Source organism: Thermodesulfovibrionales bacterium (assembly GCA_026417875.1).
In the GTDB taxonomy this organism is placed as follows: domain Bacteria; phylum Nitrospirota; class Thermodesulfovibrionia; order Thermodesulfovibrionales; family CALJEL01; genus CALJEL01.
On sequence record JAOACK010000027.1, the window covers coordinates 1 to 21,777 of the forward strand.

A 21,777-nucleotide genomic window follows, 5' to 3' on the forward strand; every position below is an offset into this window, starting at 1 on the left:
GTTATACTCTGCACCAATCTTTGTTCCTGTTGCAGGTATATCATACCTTGCACCGAGGTAAATAAGATGGCCTGTGTGGGATTCTTTCTTAGTAGTAGGATCCCAGAGTAATCCACCAGCAGCTTCCGGTGTGCCATCTCCATCAAGATCTATATTCATGAGCTTGTTATTTGGATCTGTCTTGCTTATTGCACCTGCTATGAAGAGATTGAGATTATCAAGGACCTTTCCCATTACAATTGCACCGTACTGGTCAATGTCACCGAGGTTTGTGCTAACACCACTGTCAGGCATGTTATCAAAGATCTCATATGCCCTGTTCCACTGAAGCTCTACATGAAGGGTATCTGTATCATAGGGAACAACATTTATGCCGAGCATGTTTACATCCTTTGGTGTGTTATCACCCGGAAGGTCTGTCTTGTAACCACTGTCATATCCTTTTCCATAGCAGAGCTTTGCATAGGCTCCTGGAAGCATTTCTATATCAGGTGCCCATCCAAGGGTAAGACCATCAAAGGCATAGTCGATGAGAAAACCTGGAACACCCTGACTTCCTGTTTTTTCAATATTCTGCCTCAGATTTGTAGGTATTCCACCTGTTGATGGTCTTCTACCAACAGAAAACCATACAGGCTGGTCTGCAATATTCGTCCATGTGGCATAGGCATAATCAACTATTAAGTTTGCACTCTCAGGAACATGTCCTATTGTGCCATCAAAGACACCCATTGCCCTGTCAGCAAAGAACATTCCCTGTACAGGTCCTTCTGTTTCATGGCCCCATACCTTGTACATAAGAAGTCTTGCCTTTACAGTAACATCCTCAAGTGCCTTTGCCCTTAGATTTAGACCAAAACGGTTTGTTATGAGTGAGCTATTTTTTACATCATATTCTGGCATGGGCATTACACCACCACCTAAAGAACTGGGGATTACCTGAAAATATTCATGCACCGTGCCCTTTAAAGAATCATACCTGAACCTGTAGTCACCTCCGATCTCAAGCCAGTTTTCCTCAGAAAATGCAAGGCCTGGTAGAAGAGCAAGACTGAGAAGCACTATAAGGCTTATCAACCTCATATCATCCTCCCTTGTGGGGATTTTTAAGCTGTAAAACAGCCTGAATAAAGTATATTAAGCCCTGTTTAAATTGTCAAGAAGTTTTTAAACTTATAAATAGAAATTATCCTTTATGGCATTTAAGAAATCAGCCTTCTATAGACCTGAGCCTTATGGATTTTGTCCTTTTCTGTCTGGTCAGCTCTATCATTATAAGTGACACTGCTGCTGGCGTAACACCAGGAATCCTGCTTGCCTGCCCGAGGTTTGATGGCCTCACTTCAATGAGTTTGGATAGCACCTCTTTTGAGAGTTTAAGCCTTGTGTAGTCAAACTCAGGTGGGATGGTCATGTTTTCAAGTTTTTTGAGTTTCTCAACGAGTTCAAGGTGCTTCTTAATATATCCTTCATATTTAACCTCTATCTCAACAGCATCAGCAACCTCATCAGTAATACCATCACTGGGAAAGAGCTTAAGGATATCTCTGTATCTTATCTCTGGCCTTTTAATTATCTGCTCAATACTCTGTGGCTCTGAGATCGTTGATGTTCCTGCCTCAACAAGCAACTGATTTATATCCTCTGGTTTCACCCTTGTTGTTCTGAGTCTTCCTATCTCCCGTGCGATTGCCTCTTTCTTTTTAATGAATCTTTCATACTCCTCTTCTTTAACAAGACCAATGCTGTAACCCTTCTCAGTTAGTCTCAGATCTGCATTATCATGCCTGAGGAGCAATCTGTATTCTGCCCTGGATGTAAACATCCTGTAAGGCTCCTGAGTACCTTTTGTTACAAGGTCATCTATGAGCACACCAATGTATGCCTCATCTCTTCTTAGTATGAGTGGTTCTCTGCCTTTCAATTTTAGTGCTGCATTTATTCCAGCTATAATGCCCTGACCTGCTGCCTCTTCATAGCCAGAGGTTCCATTTATCTGTCCTGCAAGAAAGAGATTTTCAATGAGCTTTGTCTCAAGACTGTGCTTGAGCTGTGTTGGATAAACAAAGTCATATTCAATTGCATAGCCCGGTCTCATTATCTCTGCATTCTCAAGTCCTTTAATTGAGCGGACCAGTTTTAGCTGGACATCAAAAGGCAGGCTTGTAGAGATCCCGTTTGCATAATATTCCTTTGTTTCAAGCCCTTCTGGCTCAAGAAAGACCTGATGCCTCTCCTTGTCAGAAAATTTTACAACCTTGTCTTCAATTGATGGACAGTACCTAGGTCCTATTCCCTTAATCCTACCGCTGTAAAGGGGTGAGCGATCAAGATTTTTAAGTATTATCTCGTGGGTTTGTCTGTTTGTGTAGGTTATGTAACAGGGTAGCTGAGGATTCGTGATCCTAACTGTTGAATAAGAAAAAGGAGGTGGTGGCTCATCACCATACTGGGGTTCAAGGACAGAAAAATCTATTGTCCTTGAGTCAAGCCTTGGAGGAGTGCCTGTTTTGAGTCTTCCCATTCTAAAACCGAGGTCTTTAAGGCATCTGGAAAGGCCTTTAGAGGGAAACTCGCCAGCCCTTCCAGCCTCCATAGTCTCAAGACCAATGTGAATGAGGCCGTTAAGGAATGTACCTGTTGTAATAACAACAGCACCTGCCCTGTATTTAATGCCAAGATGATCAATGACTCCCTTAACCTTTCCATCCTCAACAATAAGACTTTCTACTGATGCCTGCTTGATAATAATATTTTTTTCAGCCTCAAGGGATTTTCTCATCTCCAGTCTGTAAAGTAGCCTGTCACACTGTGCCCTCAGTGACCATACAGCAGGACCCTTTGAACGATTGAGCATCCTGAACTGTATTCCTGCCCTGTCAGTGACCTTTGCCATCTCGCCGCCAAGGGCATCAATCTCTCTAACAATGTGTCCCTTTGCAAGACCACCTATTGCAGGATTGCAGGACATCTGGGCAATGGTATCAAGATTTAGTGTGAAAAGACCTACCTTAAAGCCCATCCTTGCTCCTGCAAGGGCTGCCTCACAGCCAGCATGGCCTGCACCAACAACTATTATGTCAAATTCACCAGCAAACATCTATTTATTATAACAGGCTATAAGGCTTTATGTCTGTGAAACTTGTCTTTCAAAAGTGCATCAGGTATCATAAATTATGACGAGGGAGGAGATAATCCAGACCATAAGCACCTGTCTTCAAAAAAGGGATGAAGTGATTTTTGCATATATTTTTGGCTCCTTTACTGACCAGGAAATAATTTCCAGAGATATAGATATTGGTATATTTATAAGGAATTTTTCATCTAATAAAGCCATAGAACTTGAGATTGAACTTTCAGAGGAGATAGGAAAGATGATTAAAAGAATCTATCCTGTTGATGTGATAGTCATAAACAACCTTAATCCTCTTTTTGTAAGAAAGGTGATTACAGGAAAACTTCTCTTCACAAAAGACGAGAATCTCTGGATTGACTTTGTTGTAAATATCTCCATGAGGGCAGATGATATAGCTCCTCTTTTTTATCACTCCTTTAAAGAGGCCTACTTAGATGAGGATTGATATAGAAAGGATGAATGAAAGATTAGGGGATATCCAGAAGGCAATGGAGCGGATAGATGCCTTTAAAATGCAGGGAAGGGATTATTTTTTTTCAGCAGAAGACAACATCCATATCTTTAGATCTCACTATCTCATTTCTGTTGAGGCAGCTGTGGCCATATGTTACCATTTAACAGCCCGGCTATTTAAGCTAACTACATCTGAATACAGCAGTTGTTTTGAGATTTTATATGAAAAAGGGATTATCTCAAAGGAATTAAAGGATGGACTGGTTAAGCTTGTCGGAATAAGAAACAGGATGGTGCACAGATATGAAAAGGTTGATTATGGATTTTTATATGACCATATTGATACCATTCTTGAGATTTTAAATAGATTTATAAAAGAGATTACAGAGACTATCAGGAGGCACCTTGATAGACACTGAGAAGTTAATAGATATACTTAAAGATTATCCTTATATTGCCTCTGCCTATCTTTTTGGCTCAGTAGCTACAGGAAAGACAGGTCCTTTAAGTGATATAGACATTGCTGTGCTTATAAAAAAGGAGGCACCGCAGGGAAGGGAACTTCTCCATGAGCTTGACTATATTGCCTATAAAATAGAGAAAATATTTAAAAAACCTGTAGATATAATACCAATGAATAATAAGGGTTTAATATTTCAGCATAATATTCTCAAAACAGGAAGATTAATATACGATAATGATCCTTCCTTTAGAATCAAGTATGTAAGTAATCTTATCTCTGCCTATTGTGATTTTGAGCCCTTACTGAGATTTATGAGAAGATTTCACTTTGAAGGTTATAGAAAAAGGTTAAAGAACTTATGAAAAAGGAAGACATACAGAGCAAGATAGATGTTATGCTGGAGAACTTAGAAAGATTGCATACCCTGAGAAGCCTTACCTTTGAAAACTTTGTTGCAGACTTCAGAAACATTGATTCATGCCTGCACAGACTCCAGACCTCTATTCAGGCGATCCTTGATATAGGAAGTTATATAATAGCCAGTCTTGGTCTTAAGACCCCTGAAACCAATGCAGAGATAATTGAAGTTCTAACAGAGGCTGGTTATCTTCCAAAGGAAAGGGCTGAGACTTATAAAAAAATGATAGGGTTCAGGAATAGGATTGTCCATCTTTATAACCATATAGATGTGGAAATTCTTTATGATATTCTTCAGCATGAGATTAAAGACATAAAGGAGCTTTTTGAATTAATGCTTAATATAATAGAGGAGGGGGCATGAAAACAGGTTTTATCTATGACGATATCTTTTTAAAGCACAGACCGCCTGGATGGCATCCTGAAAATCCTGAGAGGTTGAGGGCAATTATGAAAGCCATTGACAGCAGGCCTGAACTTAAAGAAAAACTGCTTATTCTAAAGCCTGAAAAAGCAGACCAGGGACTTTTAAAACTCATCCATACAGATACACATATAAGGCATATTCTTGAGAATGGAGAGGGTTATCTTGACCCTGATACTTATATGTGCAAGGATTCTCCTGAGGCAGCACTTTATGCAGCAGGTGCCTTAAAGACAGCTGTTGATAATGTGTTAAAGAAAAATATAAATCACTGTTTCTGCGCAGTCAGACCTCCCGGTCATCATGCAACACCTCAGGCTGCTATGGGATTCTGTCTTTTTAATAATGTGGCCATAGGTGCAAGATATGCCCAGACTAAGGGATTTAAAAAGATATTCATAATAGACTTTGATGTCCATCATGGAAACGGCACACAGGATGCCTTTTACGAGGATGACACAGTATTTTTCTTCAGCACACACCAGTATCCTCATTATCCAGGAACTGGCTCAGAAAGAGAGAGAGGCTCTGGAAGGGGAGAGGGTTTTACATACAATGTACCTATGAGGCCTGGATCAGGTGACAAAGAGTACATGGAGGTCTATGGGAACATCCTTCCAGAACTCATAAGGAGATTTTCTCCTGATATGATCTTTGTATCAGCTGGCTATGACCTCCTTGCAGATGATCCTCTTGCATCCATAAGGGTGAGCAATGAGGGAATAAGATTCATTGTCCGTTCAATTCTGGAGCAAAATCTTCCTGCCATATTCTCTCTTGAGGGTGGCTATGACCTTTCTGCCCTTGGAGAAGCAGTTGTTATAACTCTGGAGGAGATGGTAAAATTTAGTTAATCCTTAATGTCCTCTGAACTTATTATTGAAGGCGCCAGGCAGAACAACCTGAAGAATATACATCTCAGGCTTCCTCATGACAGCCTGATTGTCATTACAGGTGTATCAGGTTCAGGAAAATCCTCTCTAGCCTTTGATACCCTCTTTGCAGAGGGTCAGTGGAGGTTCATAGAATCCCTTTCAACATATGCAAGACTCTTTGTTGAGAAACTTGACAGGCCAGATGTGGATGCTATTTATAATGTTCGTCCTGCCATTGCCCTTGAACAGAGAAACCCTGTTAAGGGTTCTCGCTCCACAGTTGGAACAGTTACAGAGCTCTATGACCTTCTTAGAATACTATATTCAAAGATAGCAAGACCTTACTGTCCCAACTGCAATATTGAAATAAAAGACTGGAATCCATCAAGAATCAGAGAATGGGCTATCAAGAATCTTCTTCAAAGAAGGATTTACATTCTCTTTCCATCAAACAAGTCTCTTGCTGAACTGCTAAAAGAGGGTTTTACCAGGTATATGAAGGACGGCCAGGTTATAGAGATAGAGAAACAACCAGACAGTGTAGAGGAAAATAAATTTTCTTATGAAGTGGTCTTTGACAGGCTTCAGGTTGAAGATGATGAAAGACTCTCTGATTCACTGGAGGGAGCATGGAGGTCTGGAAGAGGGACATTGAAAATAAGAACTGTAGAGGGCGAAGAGTTTATTTTTAAAGCAGGAAGGGTATGCGATGTCTGTGGATTTAAGGCACCTGAGCCATCTCCCATACTTTTCTCCTTTAATCATCCCGTTGGTGCCTGTCCTGAATGCAAGGGTTTTGGAAATGTCCTGGAATTTGATGAATCCCTTGTTATTCCAGATAAATATCTGTCCCTTGAGGAAGGTGCAATAGAACCCTTTGAAAAACCAGCATACTCGTGGTGGAAGGAGCAGCTTCTAAAAGGAGCAAGAAGGTCCGGAATAAATACTAAGATACCCTACAGGGATCTTCCGGCTGAACACAAAAGAATGATATTTGAAGGAAATGGTAATTTTTATGGAATAAAGGACTTTTTTGAAGACCTTGAATACAGAAAGTACAAACTTCATGTTAGGGTCTTTCTTTCGAGATACAGGATACAGAAGACCTGTCCACTCTGTGAGGGAAAGAGATTAAAGAAAGAGCCACTGGTATTTAAGATAATTGCGGACAGGGCTCTTGATATAGCAGAACTCTCCAGCTTTCCAATTAACAGGCTTTATGAACTTCTTGGAAAACTTCAACTATCACCGGAGGAGAAGTTGGTGAGTGAAGAGCTTCTCAGACAGATAAGATTTAAACTTGAATTCCTGAGATATGTGGGGCTCGGTTACCTCACTCTGGACAGACAGGCAAGGACACTTTCAGGTGGAGAATACCAGAGATTGAATCTCTCAAATCAGCTGGGCTCCCAGCTTACAGGCACAATGTATGTACTTGATGAACCTACTGTGGGTCTCCATCCAAGGGATACCAGAAGGATTATAGATGCCATGAAGGAGCTTGTAAGACTCGGGAATACTATAGTGGTGGTTGAGCATGACAGCCAGGTCATCCGTGCAGCAGACTGGGTTGTTGAGCTCGGCCCTGAGGGTGGAGCAGGTGGTGGCTATGTAGTATTTAATGGACCTCTGTCTGATTTTCAAAAATCAGGCACATTAACTGCTGAATGTGTTTTTGGAAATAGATGTAGGACTGCAGACTTAAGACAAGGAAGCTCACTTAATAAAAACTGGCTTTTTCTCAAAGGCGCGAGGGGAAATAATCTCAAAGATATAGATATAAAGATTCCACTCCATTGCATTACTGCTGTAACAGGTGTTTCAGGTTCTGGCAAGAGCAGTCTTGTTGTTGATACCCTTTATAAAGCCCTTGCCCTCCATTTCAAGACCGGCTCTGAGATGCCCCTACCTTACAGAAGTCTTGAAGGACTTAATCAACTCAGGGGAGTAAGACTTATAGACCAGAGTCCGTTGAGCCGTTCTACGAGGGCAAATCCAGCTACATACATGAAGATCTTTGATCCAATAAGGTCAATCTTTGCAAAGCAACCTGATGCTTTAAGACAGGGCTATGGACCTGGATATTTTTCTTTTAATGTGCCTGGTGGAAGATGTGAGACATGCAGGGGTGAGGGTTTTGAGAGGCTGGAGATGTTCTTCTTTGAGGATGTATATGTAACCTGTAGCGAATGTAATGGCAGGAGATATAAACCAGAGATTCTTTCAATCAGGTTCAGGGGCATGAATATTAGTGATATTCTGGAGCTTACGGTGAAGGATGCATACATCTTTTTTTCTGAGATAAGGGAGCAGGATATTCAATCCGAAAGACTCAAGATACTCAATGGCCTGAGAATAATGGAAGAGATAGGTTTAGGGTATCTCAGACTCGGTCAGCCTCTGAAGACCCTTTCAGGTGGAGAGGCCCAGAGACTCAAGATATGTGCTGAGATAGATAGTTCTGTGAAGAACTTTATTTATATCCTTGATGAACCCACAGTAGGACTTCATCCTATGGATGTGGATAAGCTCATAAGGGTTCTGAGGAAACTTATACAGTCCCACAATACTGTAGTCGTTATAGAGCACAATCTTGACCTTATTCGTGAGGCAGACTGGATTATTGACCTTGGACCTGAGGGCGGAGAAGAAGGAGGGTATGTTCTTTATCAGGGGCCTGTAAAGGCTATTGTAAATATAAGGGAGTCCTATACTGGTAAAGCACTCATTGAGGATAAAGCAGAGAAAAAGAATCAGGGATTATCTCTGATGCATGAGTCATGATAAAAAATATTCCTTTCCAGGAGCTGGCCTGTGAAGATAGTGCTTGCAACAAGGAATAAAAAGAAGCTTGAAGAGCTTAAGAGGCTTATTGAAGACATTGATATTGAGCTCCTCAGTCTTGAGGATTTTCCTGATGCTCCAGATGTTATAGAGGATGGTAAAACCTTTGAGGAGAACGCCATTAAAAAGGCAGTTACAATAGCAAAGGCTACAGGTCTTCCTGCAATTGCAGATGATTCAGGTCTTGTTGTTGATTGTCTGGGCGGTGCTCCAGGTGTTTATTCTGCACGATATGCTGGAGAACCCTCTGATGATAAAAGAAATATAGAAAAACTTTTAAGGGAAATGGAGGGAGTACCAGCTGAAAGAAGGCATGCACATTTTATATGCGTTATATGTCTTGCAACTCCTGATGGCAATGCCAGAACCTTCACTGGCAGGGTAGATGGTATAATAACAGAAGAGCCAAGGGGAACGGGTGGCTTTGGATATGATCCTGTATTTCAGCCTTCAGGCCTGAACAGGACATTTGCTGAACTATCAGCGGAGGAGAAGGATTCAATGAGCCACAGAAGCAGGGCTTTAAAATTATTAAAGGAGTACTTAAAGAGCTCGGGGCTAAAGATTGAAGCAAAATTGATCCTTGCCCTTTTTTTATTCCTTACCTTAATCTTATCTTTCTCTTCAGCCGGTCTTGCCTTTTCTGAAAAGAGTAACTGTAATACCTGCCATAAGCTTACTGTAGCTGAGGCACAGAGATTATTAAGTGGAGGTCCTGACCTCAAGGTCACAGATGTAATTGATTCACCGCTCAAGGGGCTCTGGGAGGTAAATTTTGAGAGTCAGGGAAGAAAGGGTCTTGTGTATATTGATTACGGAAAAAAATTTATCATTGCTGGCAATATCTTTTCAAGCTCCACAAAGGAGAATCTAACACAGGAGAGGCTTTCTTATCTTAACAGGGTTGACCCTTCAAAAATAGATTTAAAGGATGCCCTTGTTCTTGGAAAAAAAGGAGCTAAATATAAGGTTATAGTCTTTGATGACCCTGATTGACCCTACTGCGGAAAACTTCATCAGGAGATGAAGAAGATTGTGCAGCTAAGAGATGATATAGTCTTCTACATAAAACTCTTTCCCCTGAATATCCATCCAGGGGCCTATGAAAAATCAAAGATCATTGTTTGTGAGAAGTCACTCAAACTCCTTGAGGATGCCTTTGAGAAAAAGGAAATAAAAGGCAAGTCCTGTAAGACCGATGCGATAGATAAAAATCTCGAGCTCGGGAGAAAGATAGGTATAAGCGGAACACCGGCCTATATACTTCCAGATGGAAGGGTTGAGACAGGTTACAGACCTGCTGAGGAGCTTATAAGGTTAATAACAAAAAAATAATGCTCAAAGATTTCAGACTTCACGGAGAGATTGATTCTATTGAGTATATTGCCCTTATAAGGGGAATGGAGGCATACAATACCTGTTTTTTTGAAGAAAAAGAAGACGGCATAAGATTCTTTTCAAGAGGAAATGAATTCCGTATAGCCAGGGATTATGTCTTTTATAAAGGTGCTGGCGGAAGCTTCTGTCAGTACATGTTTGGAGTGGAAAAGCCCTTCAAGGATGCCTCAAAACCAGATGTCCTTAACAGGTTAATCATGTTTGGAGCCTATCTGGATGAAAAGGATAATCTGATTTTTACAAATGACACAGAGGGTTCAGAATCTATTGAAAGACTATTCATATCAGGACATGCTGTCAAGAACTATTATTTTCTGGTTTCCTCTGATTTAAGGGGTCCAATTAAAGAGAGACAGGCAGAAATATTAAGAAGAACGGGGAAATTTTTGAAAAGGACAGAATTAATTTCTGAGGATAGAGACGAAGAACTTCTCCATGAATTTGCAAGAGCCCTCGGTGAGGAGAATGCAACCATATTCATTTTTAAGCTTATTAACAGAAGTAACCAGGAGTTTTATAAGACCTTCGAGAAGCTTTATGCCAGAAACAAGACACTGAATGAATATGATGAGCTTTATCTTCAGGACCTGGCATCAAAGCTTAACCTGAACAGCTATCAGATAGAGAGAATAAAGATAGATGTTATGTACAGACATCCCGAAAATAGAAGGATCGTTGATGAGTACAGGGACATCCTTCTTGAAGTCATGGAGAGTGAGAAGATGGAGACCGAGGAGATAGCGAGGCTCAAGAGACTTAGGACCCTTGCAATAAGAAACAATATACCGGTGATCCTCTTTGATACCTTAGATGAGATGCTCCTCAGGGGAAGAAAGCTTACAGAGATAGAAGAACCGGAATATATAAAAGAGGCGAGGATCATCATAGAGAATCTTTTCTTTAAAGATCCATCTCTGAAAAGGCATATAATAAAGGAAGATATAATCAGACTTCTACTTGCCAGACACAGGGCTCATCAACTTGGAGATCTTAGTTTCGAAAATATCCTTCTTGATGCAGGAAGGCGCTGTGACGAGATCTGCAAAGAGACAGGTGATTTCAGTACGATGGAGGAGCTTGGCTCCATTATCACCTTCTTTGATCGCTATGACAATACCTATGGACTCCTGAGCAGGATAGCCTTTACGGATAATATGGAATTTACTGAGGATTCTATGAGGAGCCTCATCGGAAACAAACAGGCTTTTGAAGAACTTGAGCCTGGCCTCTGGAAGAGATTATTTATTGATGAGTTTCTGAAAAATAATTATGTGACCTATTATGGAAAGAAAAAGCTCCTTGCCATCAATGAGGGCATAGACGAGATAGTCAACGGAAATGCCACAATAAAGGATGTGGTTGCCACCGTCAGGTTTATATCTGATGAGGCACTTCTTTATAGACATGTCTATTCTGCCTTGAAGGAAAATCTGAGAGCCCTTTATCCACTGCTGGACCAGAAAGAGGGCAGGGATCAGATACTTCAGATCATTGCAACAGAACTGGCGTCAAAGGGTATTGCAGTCAGGGTCCCTGAAACACTTTTTGAAAAGGTTCTTCTTGACCTGAAAAAAGAATCCTTCTATATCAATAATCTTCTTCCTGAGATAATCCGTACGGGAAACTTAAGCTTGAGGGAAGACTTTCTTCTTAATAGCGGCTTTGACAGATTTCATCTTGAAAATATAGAATCACAGTATCTTACAGAGAATGGCTATCCACCTGACCTGACTCGACTCCTCTGCCCTATAGGCGATCTTAAAATGACTACAAACTGAGAAGGTTCTTAACTTTCTTTAGATTCCTTACATCATCCATCTCAGTCCTTTTGGGTGTTTCAAGTATAATGGGTATTCCCCTGAAGTCCGGATGATTTAAAAACGTTCTGAACCCCTCCTCCCCTATCTTTCCTTTTCCTATATGTTCATGCCTGTCCACACCTGCTCCGTAATCCTTTTTTGAGTCATTGAGATGAATAACCTTTATCCTTTTCTGGCCAATTGTTTTTTTAATCAGTTCAGAGAGCCGCTCAATCTCTTCTTTCTTTCGTAGATCATATCCTGCCTGGAAGGCATGGCAGGTATCGAGACATATTCCGCCTCCGAGGTCGCCAGAGGCTTCAAGGAGTTCTGCGAGGTCTTCAATTGTAGAAGATATATCTCCCCTCTCACCAGCGGTGTTTTCAAGGAGGAGCTTTGTGCCCCAGACCTTTAATTCAGAAATGCTTTTAAGAATTCTCTTTGCCCTTTCTCTACCTCTAGACTCATTGTGAGATGATGAGCCCGGATGAAGTATAAGGTAATCTCCCCTGATGAGCTCAGCAGTCTCCAGCTCCCAGAGAAGCATTTTCGTTGAGAGTCTTCTCACACTTCTGTCTTCAGAGGCGATATTTATGAGATAAGAGCAATGGATAAAGACAGGCTCTATATCATAAAGCTTCCTCAGCTCCTTGAATCTCTGGAGAGATCCATGCGGTATCGACGGTCTTGCCCAATTTCTGGGGTTATGGGAGAATATCTGGATAGTGGTACAGCCAAGGGCTTTTGCCCTTTCCATGGCAAGGTCAATACCGCCGGCAATTGAGCAATGGACACCGAGTCTCTGCATTTCCAAAATTAACACATTTTAGTCTAAAATATCATTTATGGATAAAGCGGTTCTGAAGATACAGGTCAGGGAGCTTTTTGAGAGGGGCAAAAAGGCCTTAAGGAACGGAGATACCCTGCATGCCCTTGTCTGTTTTGAAAGGGCCTATCAAATGGAGAACAGCCCTGAAATTGCTTCCTATTACGCCTTCTGCCTCGCAAAGGAAAGGGGAAAGATCCAGAGGGCCTTTGAATTATGCAGGGATGCCCTTGATAAGGATCCCTCAAATTCCGTTCATTATCTTAATCTTGGAAGGATTTATCTTGTTCTCAATAACAAGCCAGAAGCAATAAAGGCATTCAGAGAAGGACTTGCCATTGCCCGGAATGAAGAGATAATTGAAGAGCTCCAGAAACTTGGAATAAGAAAGCCCCCGCCAGTTCCATTTTTAAAGAGAAGCAATCCCATTAATAAGTATCTCGGAATAATACTAAAGAGACTGGGACTCAGGTAAAGTTACAGCTGTAGGATTTTGTAACCTTTCTTTTTAAGAATCTCAATTATACCCTTTTCTCCAACAAGATGTCCCGCTCCAATAATTACAAAATGTTTTTTACCTGTTGTGAGATATTCCTCTATCTTTGAAGCCATTTTTGTATTTCTTTCAAAGAATAATTTTTCATATATAGGCAATAATTCCGGTTCTTCCGTAAGGGCTTTATAAGTGAGTTCCTGGATAATAAAAGTATCTCCCTTCTTCCAAGCCATTACTAACAGATCAGTGATTGAGGGTAACCGGTCCAAATCTTTGATTGTATAGAGAAGGAAGAGCTCCTGTAATCTCTCTGAGAAGCTATCAAACATTTCTATCTGGTATTGAGGTGTTTCCAGACCCTTTATCTCTTTGCCCTCTGCCTTTTTGTATAAATAATGGTCTATCCCATATTCTGGAAAAAATCCAAAGTTCTGAAGTTCCATTGACTGGATGGTGACAGCAAGCATCCAGGGCTTTAACCTCATAGCGAGTTCGTGAGTTATTCCAAGGACTTCGAGTTTAGGGAGGACCATATTAAGGGTCTTTTCTGAAACATGAGATTTTAAAGAATCTCCTTCCGGATAAAGTCCTTTCTGCTGAAAGAGGTTTAAGACCTGCATTGAACCCATCTCGTTAAGATTTACCTCAAAGACCACAACTTCTGCTTCGCTGAATGCTTTTTCTATCCTCTGATTAAGTGGATAAAACTCCTTTTTAAAAATATGAATGGAGCCAAGCAAATAAACCTCTGATTTATTTGATGAAATCTGCCATAATAAACCTCTTTCTTCAGCCTGAAGAAGGCTGTGTAACCAGAGAATAAAGAAAATTACAAGAAGTAAAAGAGACCACTTAAATCTCCGAATACCCTTCATATACTGCCTCCTGTCTTTATCTTTTAAAAAAGTATAACACGCCCTCTTTTAAGACTGCTATAATATGTTCTATGAAAAGGATATTTGGAATTCCTGCACTTGTATTTGTTCTTGGACTGGTAAGTTTTTTCATGGATGTAAGTTCAGAGATGATAGTTCCTCTTATGCCATTATTTTTAAGTGATATTCTCAATGCCTCCAAGATTTCCATAGGTCTTATAGAGGGTGTTGCTGAGAGCACTGCAAGTATACTAAAGGTTATCTCAGGATGGTTTTCAGACAGGATCGGAAAGAGAAAGCCACTTATTTTCTGGGGTTATTCTCTTTCTGTTTTCTCAAGACCCCTTCTTGCTTCAGCAACTTCATGGATAGGGGTTCTGGTATATAGATTCACTGACAGACTTGGAAAGGGTATCAGAACTTCTCCGCGGGATGCCCTTATAGCTGATGTTACAGAGAGAGGCCATATGGGAAGGGCTTTTGGTTTTCACAGGGCAATGGATACCCTTGGTGCTGTGGTAGGTCCAGCACTTGCTTTCTTTATTATGGCTGTAAGTTCAAATAATATGAGACTTGTCTTCTGGTGTTCTATTATTCCGGGTCTTCTTGCTATAGCAACCATTGCTTTTTTTGTGAGGGATACAGTGGTAAAGAAGCCAGAGGTCAGTCAGCGGGCTGTGAAAGGGAGCTTTTCCATAAAAAAAACTATTGATGGAAGGTTCAGGGTTTTCTTATTTATTGTGGTTCTCTTTACGCTTGGTAAGATTCCCGAGGCATTCCTGCTGCTCAGGGTAAAGGAACTTGGTGTAGATGTAAGACTTATACCTGTATTATACCTTTTTTTTAATATAACCTCAGCATTCCTTGCCACACCTTCAGGGATACTTGCAGACAGGTATGGTAAAAGAAAGGTAATATTTGCAAGTTATCTTGTGGCTGCTTTTATTTTTACTGGATTTGCCTTTTCTTATGGAGAATGGCATGCCTGGATACTTTTTGTAATTTATGGCATATTCGTTGCGATGAATGAGGGTAATCAGAGGGCTTTCGTTGCTTCATTGATTGATCCCGAGAAAAAGGCAACAGGATATGGAATCTATCACACCATGGTGGGACTTTCAGCTCTTCCTGGTGGTCTTATAAGTGGGACGCTTTATCAATTAAAAGGGTCAAAAATAGTTTTTTTATATGGAGCAGTTCTTTCATTGATTGCAGCTTTTTCTTTTTATCTTTTTCTTATAAGAAATTTTTCAAAGATCAATAAATGAATTTCATAAATCAGAATCAAAAAATATTTGACATTCACCTTAATGTTTGATAGGATTTATTTAATACAAAAGCGTCTTTGGACGCTAAAAATTAAAAGGAGGTAAAGGATGGCAGCAAAAAAGACCGCTAAGAAAAAGGCTGTTAAGAAAACAGCCAAAAAGAAACCTGCAAAAAAGGTTGCCAAGAAAAAAGTTGCTAAGAAACCAGTGAAAAAGGTTGCCAAGAAAAAGGTTGCCAAGAAGCCGGCAAAGAAGGTTGTAAAAAAGCCAAAGGCTGCAAAGCCAAAAAGGCAGCCAAGCCCTGAGTTCATGAAGCCCCTTAATGTAAGTCCTGCCCTCCAGAAAATAGTTGGTCCAGGCCCCCTGCCAAGGACAGAAGTAACAAAGAGATTATGGGCCTACATAAGGAAGAACAATCTTCAGGACCCTGTAAACAAGAGAATGATCAACGCTGATGATAATCTCAGGGAGATATTTGAGGGCAGAAGCCAGGTTTCCATGTTCGAGATGACAAAGCTTGTAAATAAGCACTTAAGCTAAATTTTATATTCTTCCATACTAGAGGGAGTAGCATCACGGAAGGGTGCTACTCCTTTTGTTTCATCGTATAGGGCATTGACAGATGTCTTAATAATAGTACCTTCTGAGTTGAGATATATAATCTCACTGATCATGGCATTTTTAATCATCCTTTGACATAGCAGACAGGGTTTTCCATTTGCAAGGGTTCCGTCTTCTTCAAAGCCCGCTATGTAGATGGTAGCATCCTTCATTCTTTCTGGGGAGCCATTGATAATTGCATTCTGCTCGGCATGAACAGCCTCGCATAGCTCATACCTTTCGCCAGCGGGTATATTGAGCTCCCTTCTTTTGCAGGTTCCACTGTCAATACAATTTACAGTACCCCGGGGCGCACCATTGTATCCAGTACTTACTATTACATTGTCTTTTACAATAACAGCACCATATCTTCTTCGCAAACATGTGGAACGGGAAGCTACGACCTTTGCAATCTCAAGAAAATATTCATCCCAGCCAGGTCTAAAATGTGTTTTCTTGCTGTCTTGCATGATGAAGTATTATAGCATTTTGCTTTTCTGCTTATACAATTTAAGGTCTGGTCTGTAATAAAGTTGTATATTTATATTTCAGCTGATTATACTAAATAAATGCAGAAAATCCTTATAATAAAGCCAAGCTCTCTGGGAGATATTATTCACAGCCTTCCTGTGCTCAATTCACTTAATGAATGTTTTCCTGAAGCAGAGATTCACTGGCTTATTGCAAGGAATTTTGCTCCACTTCTTGAGGAACATCCCATGATAAAGAGATTGTGGATAATTGATAAAGACAGATGGAAAGATCCTTTGAATCTTTTCTCTACAATGAGGGATTTATGGGGTCTCGGAAAAGAACTTAAAAAGGAAGAATTTCAAATAGTTATCGATCTTCAAGGATTGCTGAGAAGCGGTATTATAGCTTTTTTTACAGAAAGTCCGTTAAGGATCGGCTTCAAGGAGGCAAGGGAATTGAGTTATATCTTTTACACTCACAGGGTTGAAGGCGGAAGGGATATTCATGCTGTTGAGAGATATCTGAAGGTCCTTTCTGTTTTAGATTGTCCTGTAAAGGAAATAGTCTTTCCCCTTCCAGTTAGAAAGCTCAGCGAAGATAAGGAATATTATGAATTTCTAAGAGGGGAATATGCTGTTATTGCACCTGGTGCAAGATGGGATACAAAAATATGGCCAGCTGAGAGATTTGCATTCATTGCAAGGAGATTGCCCTTCAAAAGTATTATTATTGGAAGCAGGGATGACATCCCCATTTCTGAAAAGATTGTCCGCTCATCAGATGGTAGGGCCATTTCCCTCTCTGGAAAGACAGACCTGAAAGAACTTGTGGAGATAATAAGGAAGGCGAGGTTTGTCTTGTGTAATGACTCGGGACCAGCTCATATTGGAGCGGCCTTGGGAGTTCCTGTATTTGCGATTTTCGGTCCGACAAGTCCTATTAGAACAGGTCCTTACGGAAAAAATGTATTTGTGTTCAGATCAGAGGTTGAATGTGCGCCCTGTTTTAGGAAAAGATGTAAGAGCATACTCTGTATGGAATCCATATCTGAAGGGTATGTGTGGAGCAAAATAAGGGATTATTTAAATTTATAGATTGATAAAAAAAATATATTGCTTTCCTGAAGCTTCTTCCCTTTACAATATTAATGTTTTATGGTATGGTGAATTGCATTCATTATTATAAAATGCTCAATAAAAAAATTTGAAATGAACATTGTCATCCTTGACAGAGAATAGCTTTTCTTATAATGAACAGACAGAAAAAAAGATAAGATGAAAATTGGCGCGACCGTATTAAATGACTGGATAGACATTTACTTAATGAGAAAAATGGAAAATACCCTTGGAGGCTCGCCTTATCTTGCCTTTATTAAGGAGCTAGGACAAAGACTATATACTTGTTTAGTGAATACCTTTTTTCTGAGAAGGGCAAAATTATACTATTATGATATTGTTCTTGCCTATTGATTTGAAGGTTCTGTATATTTATGAAGAAAGGCCAGAGGAAGTATTTGACGCATGGTAAAGGAACAAAAGAGAGGGCAGATATTGTAAAGATAAGGCTTTATGAAGAGTCCAGTGGACTACAATAAATCGATTGAAAATACAGATAGATTTTTTACATGGTGAGCCTTGCTCATCTTAAAAAACATAGGGGAGGAGGTTTATGGAAGGATTACCATTAGGAAGCCTTGTTACGATCCTTACAAGCCTTATAGTAGGGATTCTCTTTGGTTTTGCACTTCAGAGGGGAAGATTCTGCGTTAATACTGCCTTCAGAGACATTATATTTATTAATGATCTGACCCTTTTCAGGGCTTATCTCATGAGTGTGGCAGTCGCTCTTGTTGGAGCGAATCTGATTGAAGATGCAGGCCTCTTAAAGGTTTTTGATCCTGAGGCAAATGCCTATGTAAGCACAGAGCTCGGAAGACAGGCTTTTGCACCTGTTGCAAATATTATAGGTGGTTATCTTTTCGGCATGGGAATAGTTCTTGCCGGAGGTTGTGGTAGTGGAATTCTTTACAGAGTTGGAGAGGGGCTCATGGCTGCTTGGATGGCAGTACTTGGATTTTTCATGGGAATAACAATAACCATTCATGGATGGTTGAGTCCTGTTTATAAGTGGCTGAGGAGTATAAAAGTGGAGATCAATGGCAAGAGCAATCCTGCGCTCTGGGACCTCTTTGGTGGAGGTCAGAATATCAAATGGATTACAATTGCCATTATTACAGTGATTATTTTAATTGTAGTTGCGAAGGGAAAACCTATTGGAAAAGCAGCAAAGGGCTTTTACTGGTCAACTGCAGGTCTCCTCATAGGTCTTCTTGCTGTTCTTGCCTGGTGGGCATCTGCATACTTCGGTGGTGATGCAAGAGGACTTTCCTTTACAGGACCAACAAAGGAGTTCTTTATGACAGTGCTCACAAGGGATTCCATGTCTCTAAGAGGTGAGTTCAATTTCTTTAATTTCTTCAAGAGTACCTGGAGTGCCTTTTATGTAATAGGTGTCCCACTTGGTGCCTATCTAAGCGCAAGGGCACTGAAGGAATTCAAATGGAAATCACCCCATGCAGAAGAGCTTCTCACAGTCTTTCTTGGAAGCATACTCATGGGAATAGGTGCAGCCATAGGAGGTGGTTGTAATATTGGCCACAGTCTTACGGGAGTAAGTACAGGAGCAATTTCAAGCATAGTAGCAACCATATTCATAATACTTGGAAACTGGACAATGGTCTACTTTAAGTTCATTAAACCAATGAAGGAGTGAACGGCCTTTGGCCAGCTTAATCTTAAAAAGAAAGGAGGCAGGAGAGATGAAAAAAGCAATAGCACTTATTGTCATGCTCACCTTCATTCTTGGACTTGCTGGACTTGCCCTTGCAGCGGAGGTTAAAGGAACAATAACAAAGATCGAGGGCAACAAGCTTACCATCAAGCAGGCTGATGGTAAAGAGGTAACCGTTGAGGTAAAGGATGCAAAGGGTCTTAAGGTCGGCGATACGGTAACAGTTAAAGATGGAGTGGCAACAGTAGAGAAGAAGAAAAAGGCAATAGAGGGTTGCTAAATCTATGCGGGGTCAGAAATTTTGACCCCGCTTTTTAAATTATGCCTTTTTAATGATGCTCACCCTAGATTCTATCCGGGACATAAAAATCTTTCAGAGTAAAAGAGGATATAGGTTTTCGGTTGATAGCCTTCTTGTTTTTTCCTTTGTAAATACGAGGCATGCGAAAAAGATAGCGGATCTTGGTGCAGGCAGCGGAATAATAGGAATCCTTCTTGCAAAGAAGTATTCGAAGTCAAGGGTATACCTTGTGGAACTACAGAAAAGCCTTTATGAAAACTGTCTTAAGAATATAGAAATAAATGGACTTCAGGACAGGGTAATGGCATTAAATGAGGATATAAGACTTATTGCAAAGGGCAAGACTATAGCTGGACTTGAAGAAAATACCTTTGACATTATAGTTTCAAATCCGCCCTTCAGGCCACCTGATACAGGAAGAATAAGTCCTGAGGATGAAAGAGCGCTCGCAAGGCATGAGATATCCCTGAAACTTGAAGATCTTTTAAAGGCTTCGCAGAGACTATTAAAGACAGGCGGCAGACTCTATCTTATTTACCTTCCGGAAAGACTTGTGGAGCTTTTAATAAAACTAAGAATATCAGGGCTTGAACCTAAAAGACTCAGACCCGTGCATTCAAAAATTAATGAGTCAGCAAGGATGATTCTTGTGGAGGCAGCTAAGGGAAGAAGACAGGGCCTTACCATTGAAAAACCTTTTATAATTTACAATGAACATGGAGTATATACAGAAGAGATGAAGAATATTTTAAAATAAGATAAAATGAGCCCTGTGCAGGATAAAAGTAAAGATTCAAGGAGTAAAAAGGTTTCCTGCCAGAGCGCAGAGCTCGATAAGATATTGAGATCCTATACTGATTACATCTCAACTGAGAAAGGTTTATCTCAAAATACTGTAGAGTCTTACAGAAGGGACCTCAGAAAATTTCTCATTTTTTTAAAAAACAGAATCAGATTTACAAGGAAGGATATCTCAGGTTTTATAGAAAAGTTAAGAAATGACGGGCATAATAGCTCAAGCATAGCACGTTATATCTCCTCAATAAGGTCCTTCTGTAAATATCTGCTTCTTGAAAGATTAATCGATGAGGATCCTTCAGAAAATCTTGAAACCCCGAAAAGATGGTTGAGGCTACCTAAGGCTCTTTCTCTTGAGGAGATAATAAAACTTCTTGAACTTCAGACAGACTCCAGATATTATTTAAGGGACAGAGCAATGCTTGAGCTTATGTATGCCTGTGGTCTCAGGGTTAGTGAAATAATCTCTATGAAAATGGAAGACATGAGATCTGACGGTGGATTTATAAGGGTAAAGGGCAAGGGTTCAAAGGAAAGGATTGTTCCTGTAAGTGAGAGGGCTCTTCATTTTGTGAAAAGATATCTGGAAGAACTGAGACCATTGCTTTTAAAAAATACTTCAGCCCAGGAGATTTTCCTTACAAACAGAGGTAAGGCCATGACCAGACAGAGATTCTGGCAGGCACTGAAGTATTATGGCAGGATTGCCGGAATTGAAATAACACCCCATGTGCTTAGACATTCATTTGCAACACACATGCTTGAAGGTGGCGCAGACCTAAGGTCACTTCAAAAGATGCTCGGACATTCTGACATCTCCACCACTCAGATATACACAAAGGTCAGCTCTGAGAGATTAAAAAAGACTTATTTAAAATATCATCCCCGGGCCTGAGATTCATTTTTCCCCTGACATTGCCCTATCAATTGAGAGAAAGCCTCCACCCTTTATTAAAAGGGCAAGGGCAATGCCCACCACAAGTATATGGTATTCAAATCCTTCACCCTGCTGATTTCCAAACCAGTTCATGAAGAATCCATTTTTCAGGTGATTCATATAGGCACATACAGCCATGGATGTCCCTATAGCCAATGCACATATTCTTGTCAGAAAACCAAGGACAAGACCTATTGAACCAAGAAATTCTGTAATCATGAGTAAAAGAGTGAGCCATACTGGAAAGTTAAACTGTGTACCGAAAAATTCAATGGTCTTATAAAAACCTTGCCCACCATACCAGCCAAGTACTTTTTGAGCACCATGAGGGAAAACAACAATGCCCAAGCTCAGTCTAAGAAAAAGAGAAGAAAGATTGTTGTCGGTTTTTAACAAAAGATTCATAAACCCTCCCTAATGTTTTTTAATCATTAAAATAATACTCTTTTTTTTAAAAAACTTCAACTCCATAGAGCTGCTAGGTAATGTAAAATTTTCTGTGTAAAATTGAAAATTAAAGAAAAAAGGGTGTATCCTCCATAATTAACAATGAATTTCTCAAAGAAAGGAGGACACACCCATGGCAGTGAAAGAACTCACTGA

22 protein-coding genes and 1 pseudogene are annotated in these 21,777 nt (G+C 40.3%); 17 read left to right on the forward strand and 6 right to left on the reverse strand.

The window, feature by feature from the left end; genetic code table 11:
• Together N2257_06255 and mnmG are read right to left on the reverse strand one after the other, a co-directional pair.
• Positions 1-1,083: DUF3373 domain-containing protein (locus tag N2257_06255; protein ID MCX7793990.1), on the reverse strand; the 1,083-nt coding region annotated here is incomplete at its 3' end.
• A 127-nt stretch (positions 1,084-1,210) separates the two neighbouring features.
• Positions 1,211-3,100, reverse strand: a complete 1,890-nt coding sequence (mnmG, locus tag N2257_06260) for a tRNA uridine-5-carboxymethylaminomethyl(34) synthesis enzyme MnmG (protein MCX7793991.1) — start codon at positions 3,098-3,100, stop codon at positions 1,211-1,213.
• Between the two features lie 76 nt (positions 3,101-3,176).
• On the opposite strand from mnmG, the gene N2257_06265 reads away from it, so the two are divergent.
• From N2257_06265 to N2257_06305, 9 genes and pseudogenes are all read left to right on the forward strand, one after another.
• The gene (locus N2257_06265; protein ID MCX7793992.1) at positions 3,177-3,581 is read left to right on the forward strand and encodes a nucleotidyltransferase domain-containing protein; all 405 of its coding nucleotides are present in this window, start codon (positions 3,177-3,179) and stop codon (positions 3,579-3,581) included.
• On the forward strand, positions 3,571-4,008 hold the full coding sequence (locus tag N2257_06270; protein ID MCX7793993.1) for a DUF86 domain-containing protein: 438 nt from the start codon (positions 3,571-3,573) through the stop codon (positions 4,006-4,008). Before N2257_06265 ends, N2257_06270 begins: the two co-directional genes overlap by 11 nt.
• Entirely contained in the window at positions 3,995-4,414 is a 420-nt protein-coding gene (locus N2257_06275) for a nucleotidyltransferase domain-containing protein (protein MCX7793994.1), read from the forward strand. The genes N2257_06270 and N2257_06275 overlap by 14 nt, the downstream gene beginning before the upstream one ends.
• Positions 4,411-4,833 (forward strand): DUF86 domain-containing protein, encoded by a 423-nt coding sequence (locus N2257_06280; GenBank protein ID MCX7793995.1) that lies wholly within the window; start codon positions 4,411-4,413, stop codon positions 4,831-4,833. The genes N2257_06275 and N2257_06280 overlap by 4 nt, the downstream gene beginning before the upstream one ends.
• The gene (locus N2257_06285; protein ID MCX7793996.1) at positions 4,830-5,747 is read left to right on the forward strand and encodes a histone deacetylase; all 918 of its coding nucleotides are present in this window, start codon (positions 4,830-4,832) and stop codon (positions 5,745-5,747) included. The genes N2257_06280 and N2257_06285 overlap by 4 nt, the downstream gene beginning before the upstream one ends.
• Before the next feature lie 6 nt (positions 5,748-5,753).
• Positions 5,754-8,552, forward strand: a complete 2,799-nt coding sequence (uvrA, locus tag N2257_06290) for an excinuclease ABC subunit UvrA (GenBank protein MCX7793997.1) — start codon at positions 5,754-5,756, stop codon at positions 8,550-8,552.
• A gap of 30 nt (positions 8,553-8,582) precedes the next feature.
• A complete protein-coding gene (locus N2257_06295) occupies positions 8,583-9,608 on the forward strand; it encodes an XTP/dITP diphosphatase (protein ID MCX7793998.1) in 1,026 nt (341 codons plus the stop codon).
• Positions 9,609-9,623: 15 nt separating this feature from the next.
• Positions 9,624-9,947 (forward strand): annotated as a pseudogene (locus N2257_06300) (thioredoxin fold domain-containing protein).
• Positions 9,947-11,788, forward strand: a complete 1,842-nt coding sequence (locus tag N2257_06305) for a TIGR04442 family protein (protein ID MCX7793999.1) — start codon at positions 9,947-9,949, stop codon at positions 11,786-11,788. Before N2257_06300 ends, N2257_06305 begins: the two are co-directional and overlap by 1 nt.
• Here the strand turns inward: N2257_06305 and N2257_06310 are convergent.
• Positions 11,778-12,617 (reverse strand): deoxyribonuclease IV, encoded by an 840-nt coding sequence (locus N2257_06310; protein MCX7794000.1) that lies wholly within the window; start codon positions 12,615-12,617, stop codon positions 11,778-11,780. The two genes, N2257_06305 and N2257_06310, sit on opposite strands and share 11 nt — an antisense overlap.
• Before the next feature lie 37 nt (positions 12,618-12,654).
• Here N2257_06310 and N2257_06315 point away from each other — a divergent pair, with 37 nt between their 5' ends.
• Positions 12,655-13,110 (forward strand): tetratricopeptide repeat protein, encoded by a 456-nt coding sequence (locus N2257_06315; GenBank protein MCX7794001.1) that lies wholly within the window; start codon positions 12,655-12,657, stop codon positions 13,108-13,110.
• A gap of 2 nt (positions 13,111-13,112) precedes the next feature.
• On the opposite strand, the gene N2257_06320 is transcribed toward N2257_06315, so the two are convergent.
• A complete protein-coding gene (locus tag N2257_06320) occupies positions 13,113-14,006 on the reverse strand; it encodes a TraB/GumN family protein (protein MCX7794002.1) in 894 nt (297 codons plus the stop codon).
• Positions 14,007-14,077: 71 nt separating this feature from the next.
• Here N2257_06320 and N2257_06325 point away from each other — a divergent pair, with 71 nt between their 5' ends.
• Both N2257_06325 and N2257_06330 read left to right on the forward strand, forming a co-directional pair.
• On the forward strand, positions 14,078-15,274 hold the full coding sequence (locus tag N2257_06325) for an MFS transporter (protein ID MCX7794003.1): 1,197 nt from the start codon (positions 14,078-14,080) through the stop codon (positions 15,272-15,274).
• Positions 15,275-15,583: 309 nt separating this feature from the next.
• Positions 15,584-15,814, forward strand: coding sequence for an SWIB/MDM2 domain-containing protein (locus N2257_06330; GenBank protein MCX7794004.1), 231 nt, complete (start codon positions 15,584-15,586; stop codon positions 15,812-15,814).
• Here the strand turns inward: N2257_06330 and N2257_06335 are convergent.
• Positions 15,811-16,344, reverse strand: a complete 534-nt coding sequence (locus N2257_06335; GenBank protein MCX7794005.1) for a dCMP deaminase family protein — start codon at positions 16,342-16,344, stop codon at positions 15,811-15,813. The genes N2257_06330 and N2257_06335 overlap by 4 nt on opposite strands.
• A gap of 99 nt (positions 16,345-16,443) precedes the next feature.
• Here N2257_06335 and waaF point away from each other — a divergent pair, with 99 nt between their 5' ends.
• The 5 genes from waaF to xerD all read left to right on the forward strand — a co-directional run bounded on the left by waaF (position 16,444) and on the right by xerD (position 21,132).
• Complete coding sequence (gene waaF, locus N2257_06340; GenBank protein ID MCX7794006.1) at positions 16,444-17,442, forward strand: lipopolysaccharide heptosyltransferase II; 999 nt, start codon at positions 16,444-16,446, stop codon at positions 17,440-17,442.
• 574 nt (positions 17,443-18,016) lie between these two features.
• A complete protein-coding gene (locus N2257_06345; protein ID MCX7794007.1) occupies positions 18,017-19,120 on the forward strand; it encodes a YeeE/YedE family protein in 1,104 nt (367 codons plus the stop codon).
• A 46-nt stretch (positions 19,121-19,166) separates the two neighbouring features.
• The gene (locus N2257_06350) at positions 19,167-19,418 is read left to right on the forward strand and encodes a hypothetical protein (GenBank protein ID MCX7794008.1); all 252 of its coding nucleotides are present in this window, start codon (positions 19,167-19,169) and stop codon (positions 19,416-19,418) included.
• 52 nt (positions 19,419-19,470) lie between these two features.
• Positions 19,471-20,196, forward strand: a complete 726-nt coding sequence (locus N2257_06355; GenBank protein ID MCX7794009.1) for a tRNA1(Val) (adenine(37)-N6)-methyltransferase — start codon at positions 19,471-19,473, stop codon at positions 20,194-20,196.
• A gap of 15 nt (positions 20,197-20,211) precedes the next feature.
• Positions 20,212-21,132, forward strand: a complete 921-nt coding sequence (gene xerD, locus N2257_06360) for a site-specific tyrosine recombinase XerD (protein MCX7794010.1) — start codon at positions 20,212-20,214, stop codon at positions 21,130-21,132.
• A gap of 3 nt (positions 21,133-21,135) precedes the next feature.
• Here xerD and N2257_06365 read toward each other — a convergent pair whose 3' ends face one another.
• The gene (locus tag N2257_06365) at positions 21,136-21,579 is read right to left on the reverse strand and encodes a DoxX family protein (protein ID MCX7794011.1); all 444 of its coding nucleotides are present in this window, start codon (positions 21,577-21,579) and stop codon (positions 21,136-21,138) included.
• Between the last annotated feature and the right edge of the window lie 198 nt (positions 21,580-21,777).

Bases quoted from the DNA above. Each gene is read 5' to 3' on its own strand.
- mnmG (MCX7793991.1), bottom strand. From the start codon at position 3,100: ATGTTTGCTGGTGAATTTGACATAATAGTTGTTGGTGCAGGCCATGCT.
- N2257_06265 (MCX7793992.1), top strand. From the start codon at position 3,177: ATGACGAGGGAGGAGATAATCCAGACCATAAGCACCTGTCTTCAAAAA.
- N2257_06270 (MCX7793993.1), top strand. From the start codon at position 3,571: ATGAGGATTGATATAGAAAGGATGAATGAAAGATTAGGGGATATCCAG.
- N2257_06280 (MCX7793995.1), top strand. From the start codon at position 4,411: ATGAAAAAGGAAGACATACAGAGCAAGATAGATGTTATGCTGGAGAAC.
- N2257_06285 (MCX7793996.1), top strand. From the start codon at position 4,830: ATGAAAACAGGTTTTATCTATGACGATATCTTTTTAAAGCACAGACCG.
- uvrA (MCX7793997.1), top strand. From the start codon at position 5,754: ATGTCCTCTGAACTTATTATTGAAGGCGCCAGGCAGAACAACCTGAAG.
- N2257_06305 (MCX7793999.1), top strand. From the start codon at position 9,947: ATGCTCAAAGATTTCAGACTTCACGGAGAGATTGATTCTATTGAGTAT.
- N2257_06310 (MCX7794000.1), bottom strand. From the start codon at position 12,617: ATGCAGAGACTCGGTGTCCATTGCTCAATTGCCGGCGGTATTGACCTT.
- N2257_06315 (MCX7794001.1), top strand. From the start codon at position 12,655: ATGGATAAAGCGGTTCTGAAGATACAGGTCAGGGAGCTTTTTGAGAGG.
- N2257_06320 (MCX7794002.1), bottom strand. From the start codon at position 14,006: ATGAAGGGTATTCGGAGATTTAAGTGGTCTCTTTTACTTCTTGTAATT.
- N2257_06325 (MCX7794003.1), top strand. From the start codon at position 14,078: ATGAAAAGGATATTTGGAATTCCTGCACTTGTATTTGTTCTTGGACTG.
- N2257_06330 (MCX7794004.1), top strand. From the start codon at position 15,584: ATGAAGCCCCTTAATGTAAGTCCTGCCCTCCAGAAAATAGTTGGTCCA.
- N2257_06335 (MCX7794005.1), bottom strand. From the start codon at position 16,344: ATGCAAGACAGCAAGAAAACACATTTTAGACCTGGCTGGGATGAATAT.
- waaF (MCX7794006.1), top strand. From the start codon at position 16,444: ATGCAGAAAATCCTTATAATAAAGCCAAGCTCTCTGGGAGATATTATT.
- N2257_06345 (MCX7794007.1), top strand. From the start codon at position 18,017: ATGGAAGGATTACCATTAGGAAGCCTTGTTACGATCCTTACAAGCCTT.
- N2257_06350 (MCX7794008.1), top strand. From the start codon at position 19,167: ATGAAAAAAGCAATAGCACTTATTGTCATGCTCACCTTCATTCTTGGA.
- N2257_06355 (MCX7794009.1), top strand. From the start codon at position 19,471: ATGATGCTCACCCTAGATTCTATCCGGGACATAAAAATCTTTCAGAGT.
- N2257_06365 (MCX7794011.1), bottom strand. From the start codon at position 21,579: ATGAATCTTTTGTTAAAAACCGACAACAATCTTTCTTCTCTTTTTCTT.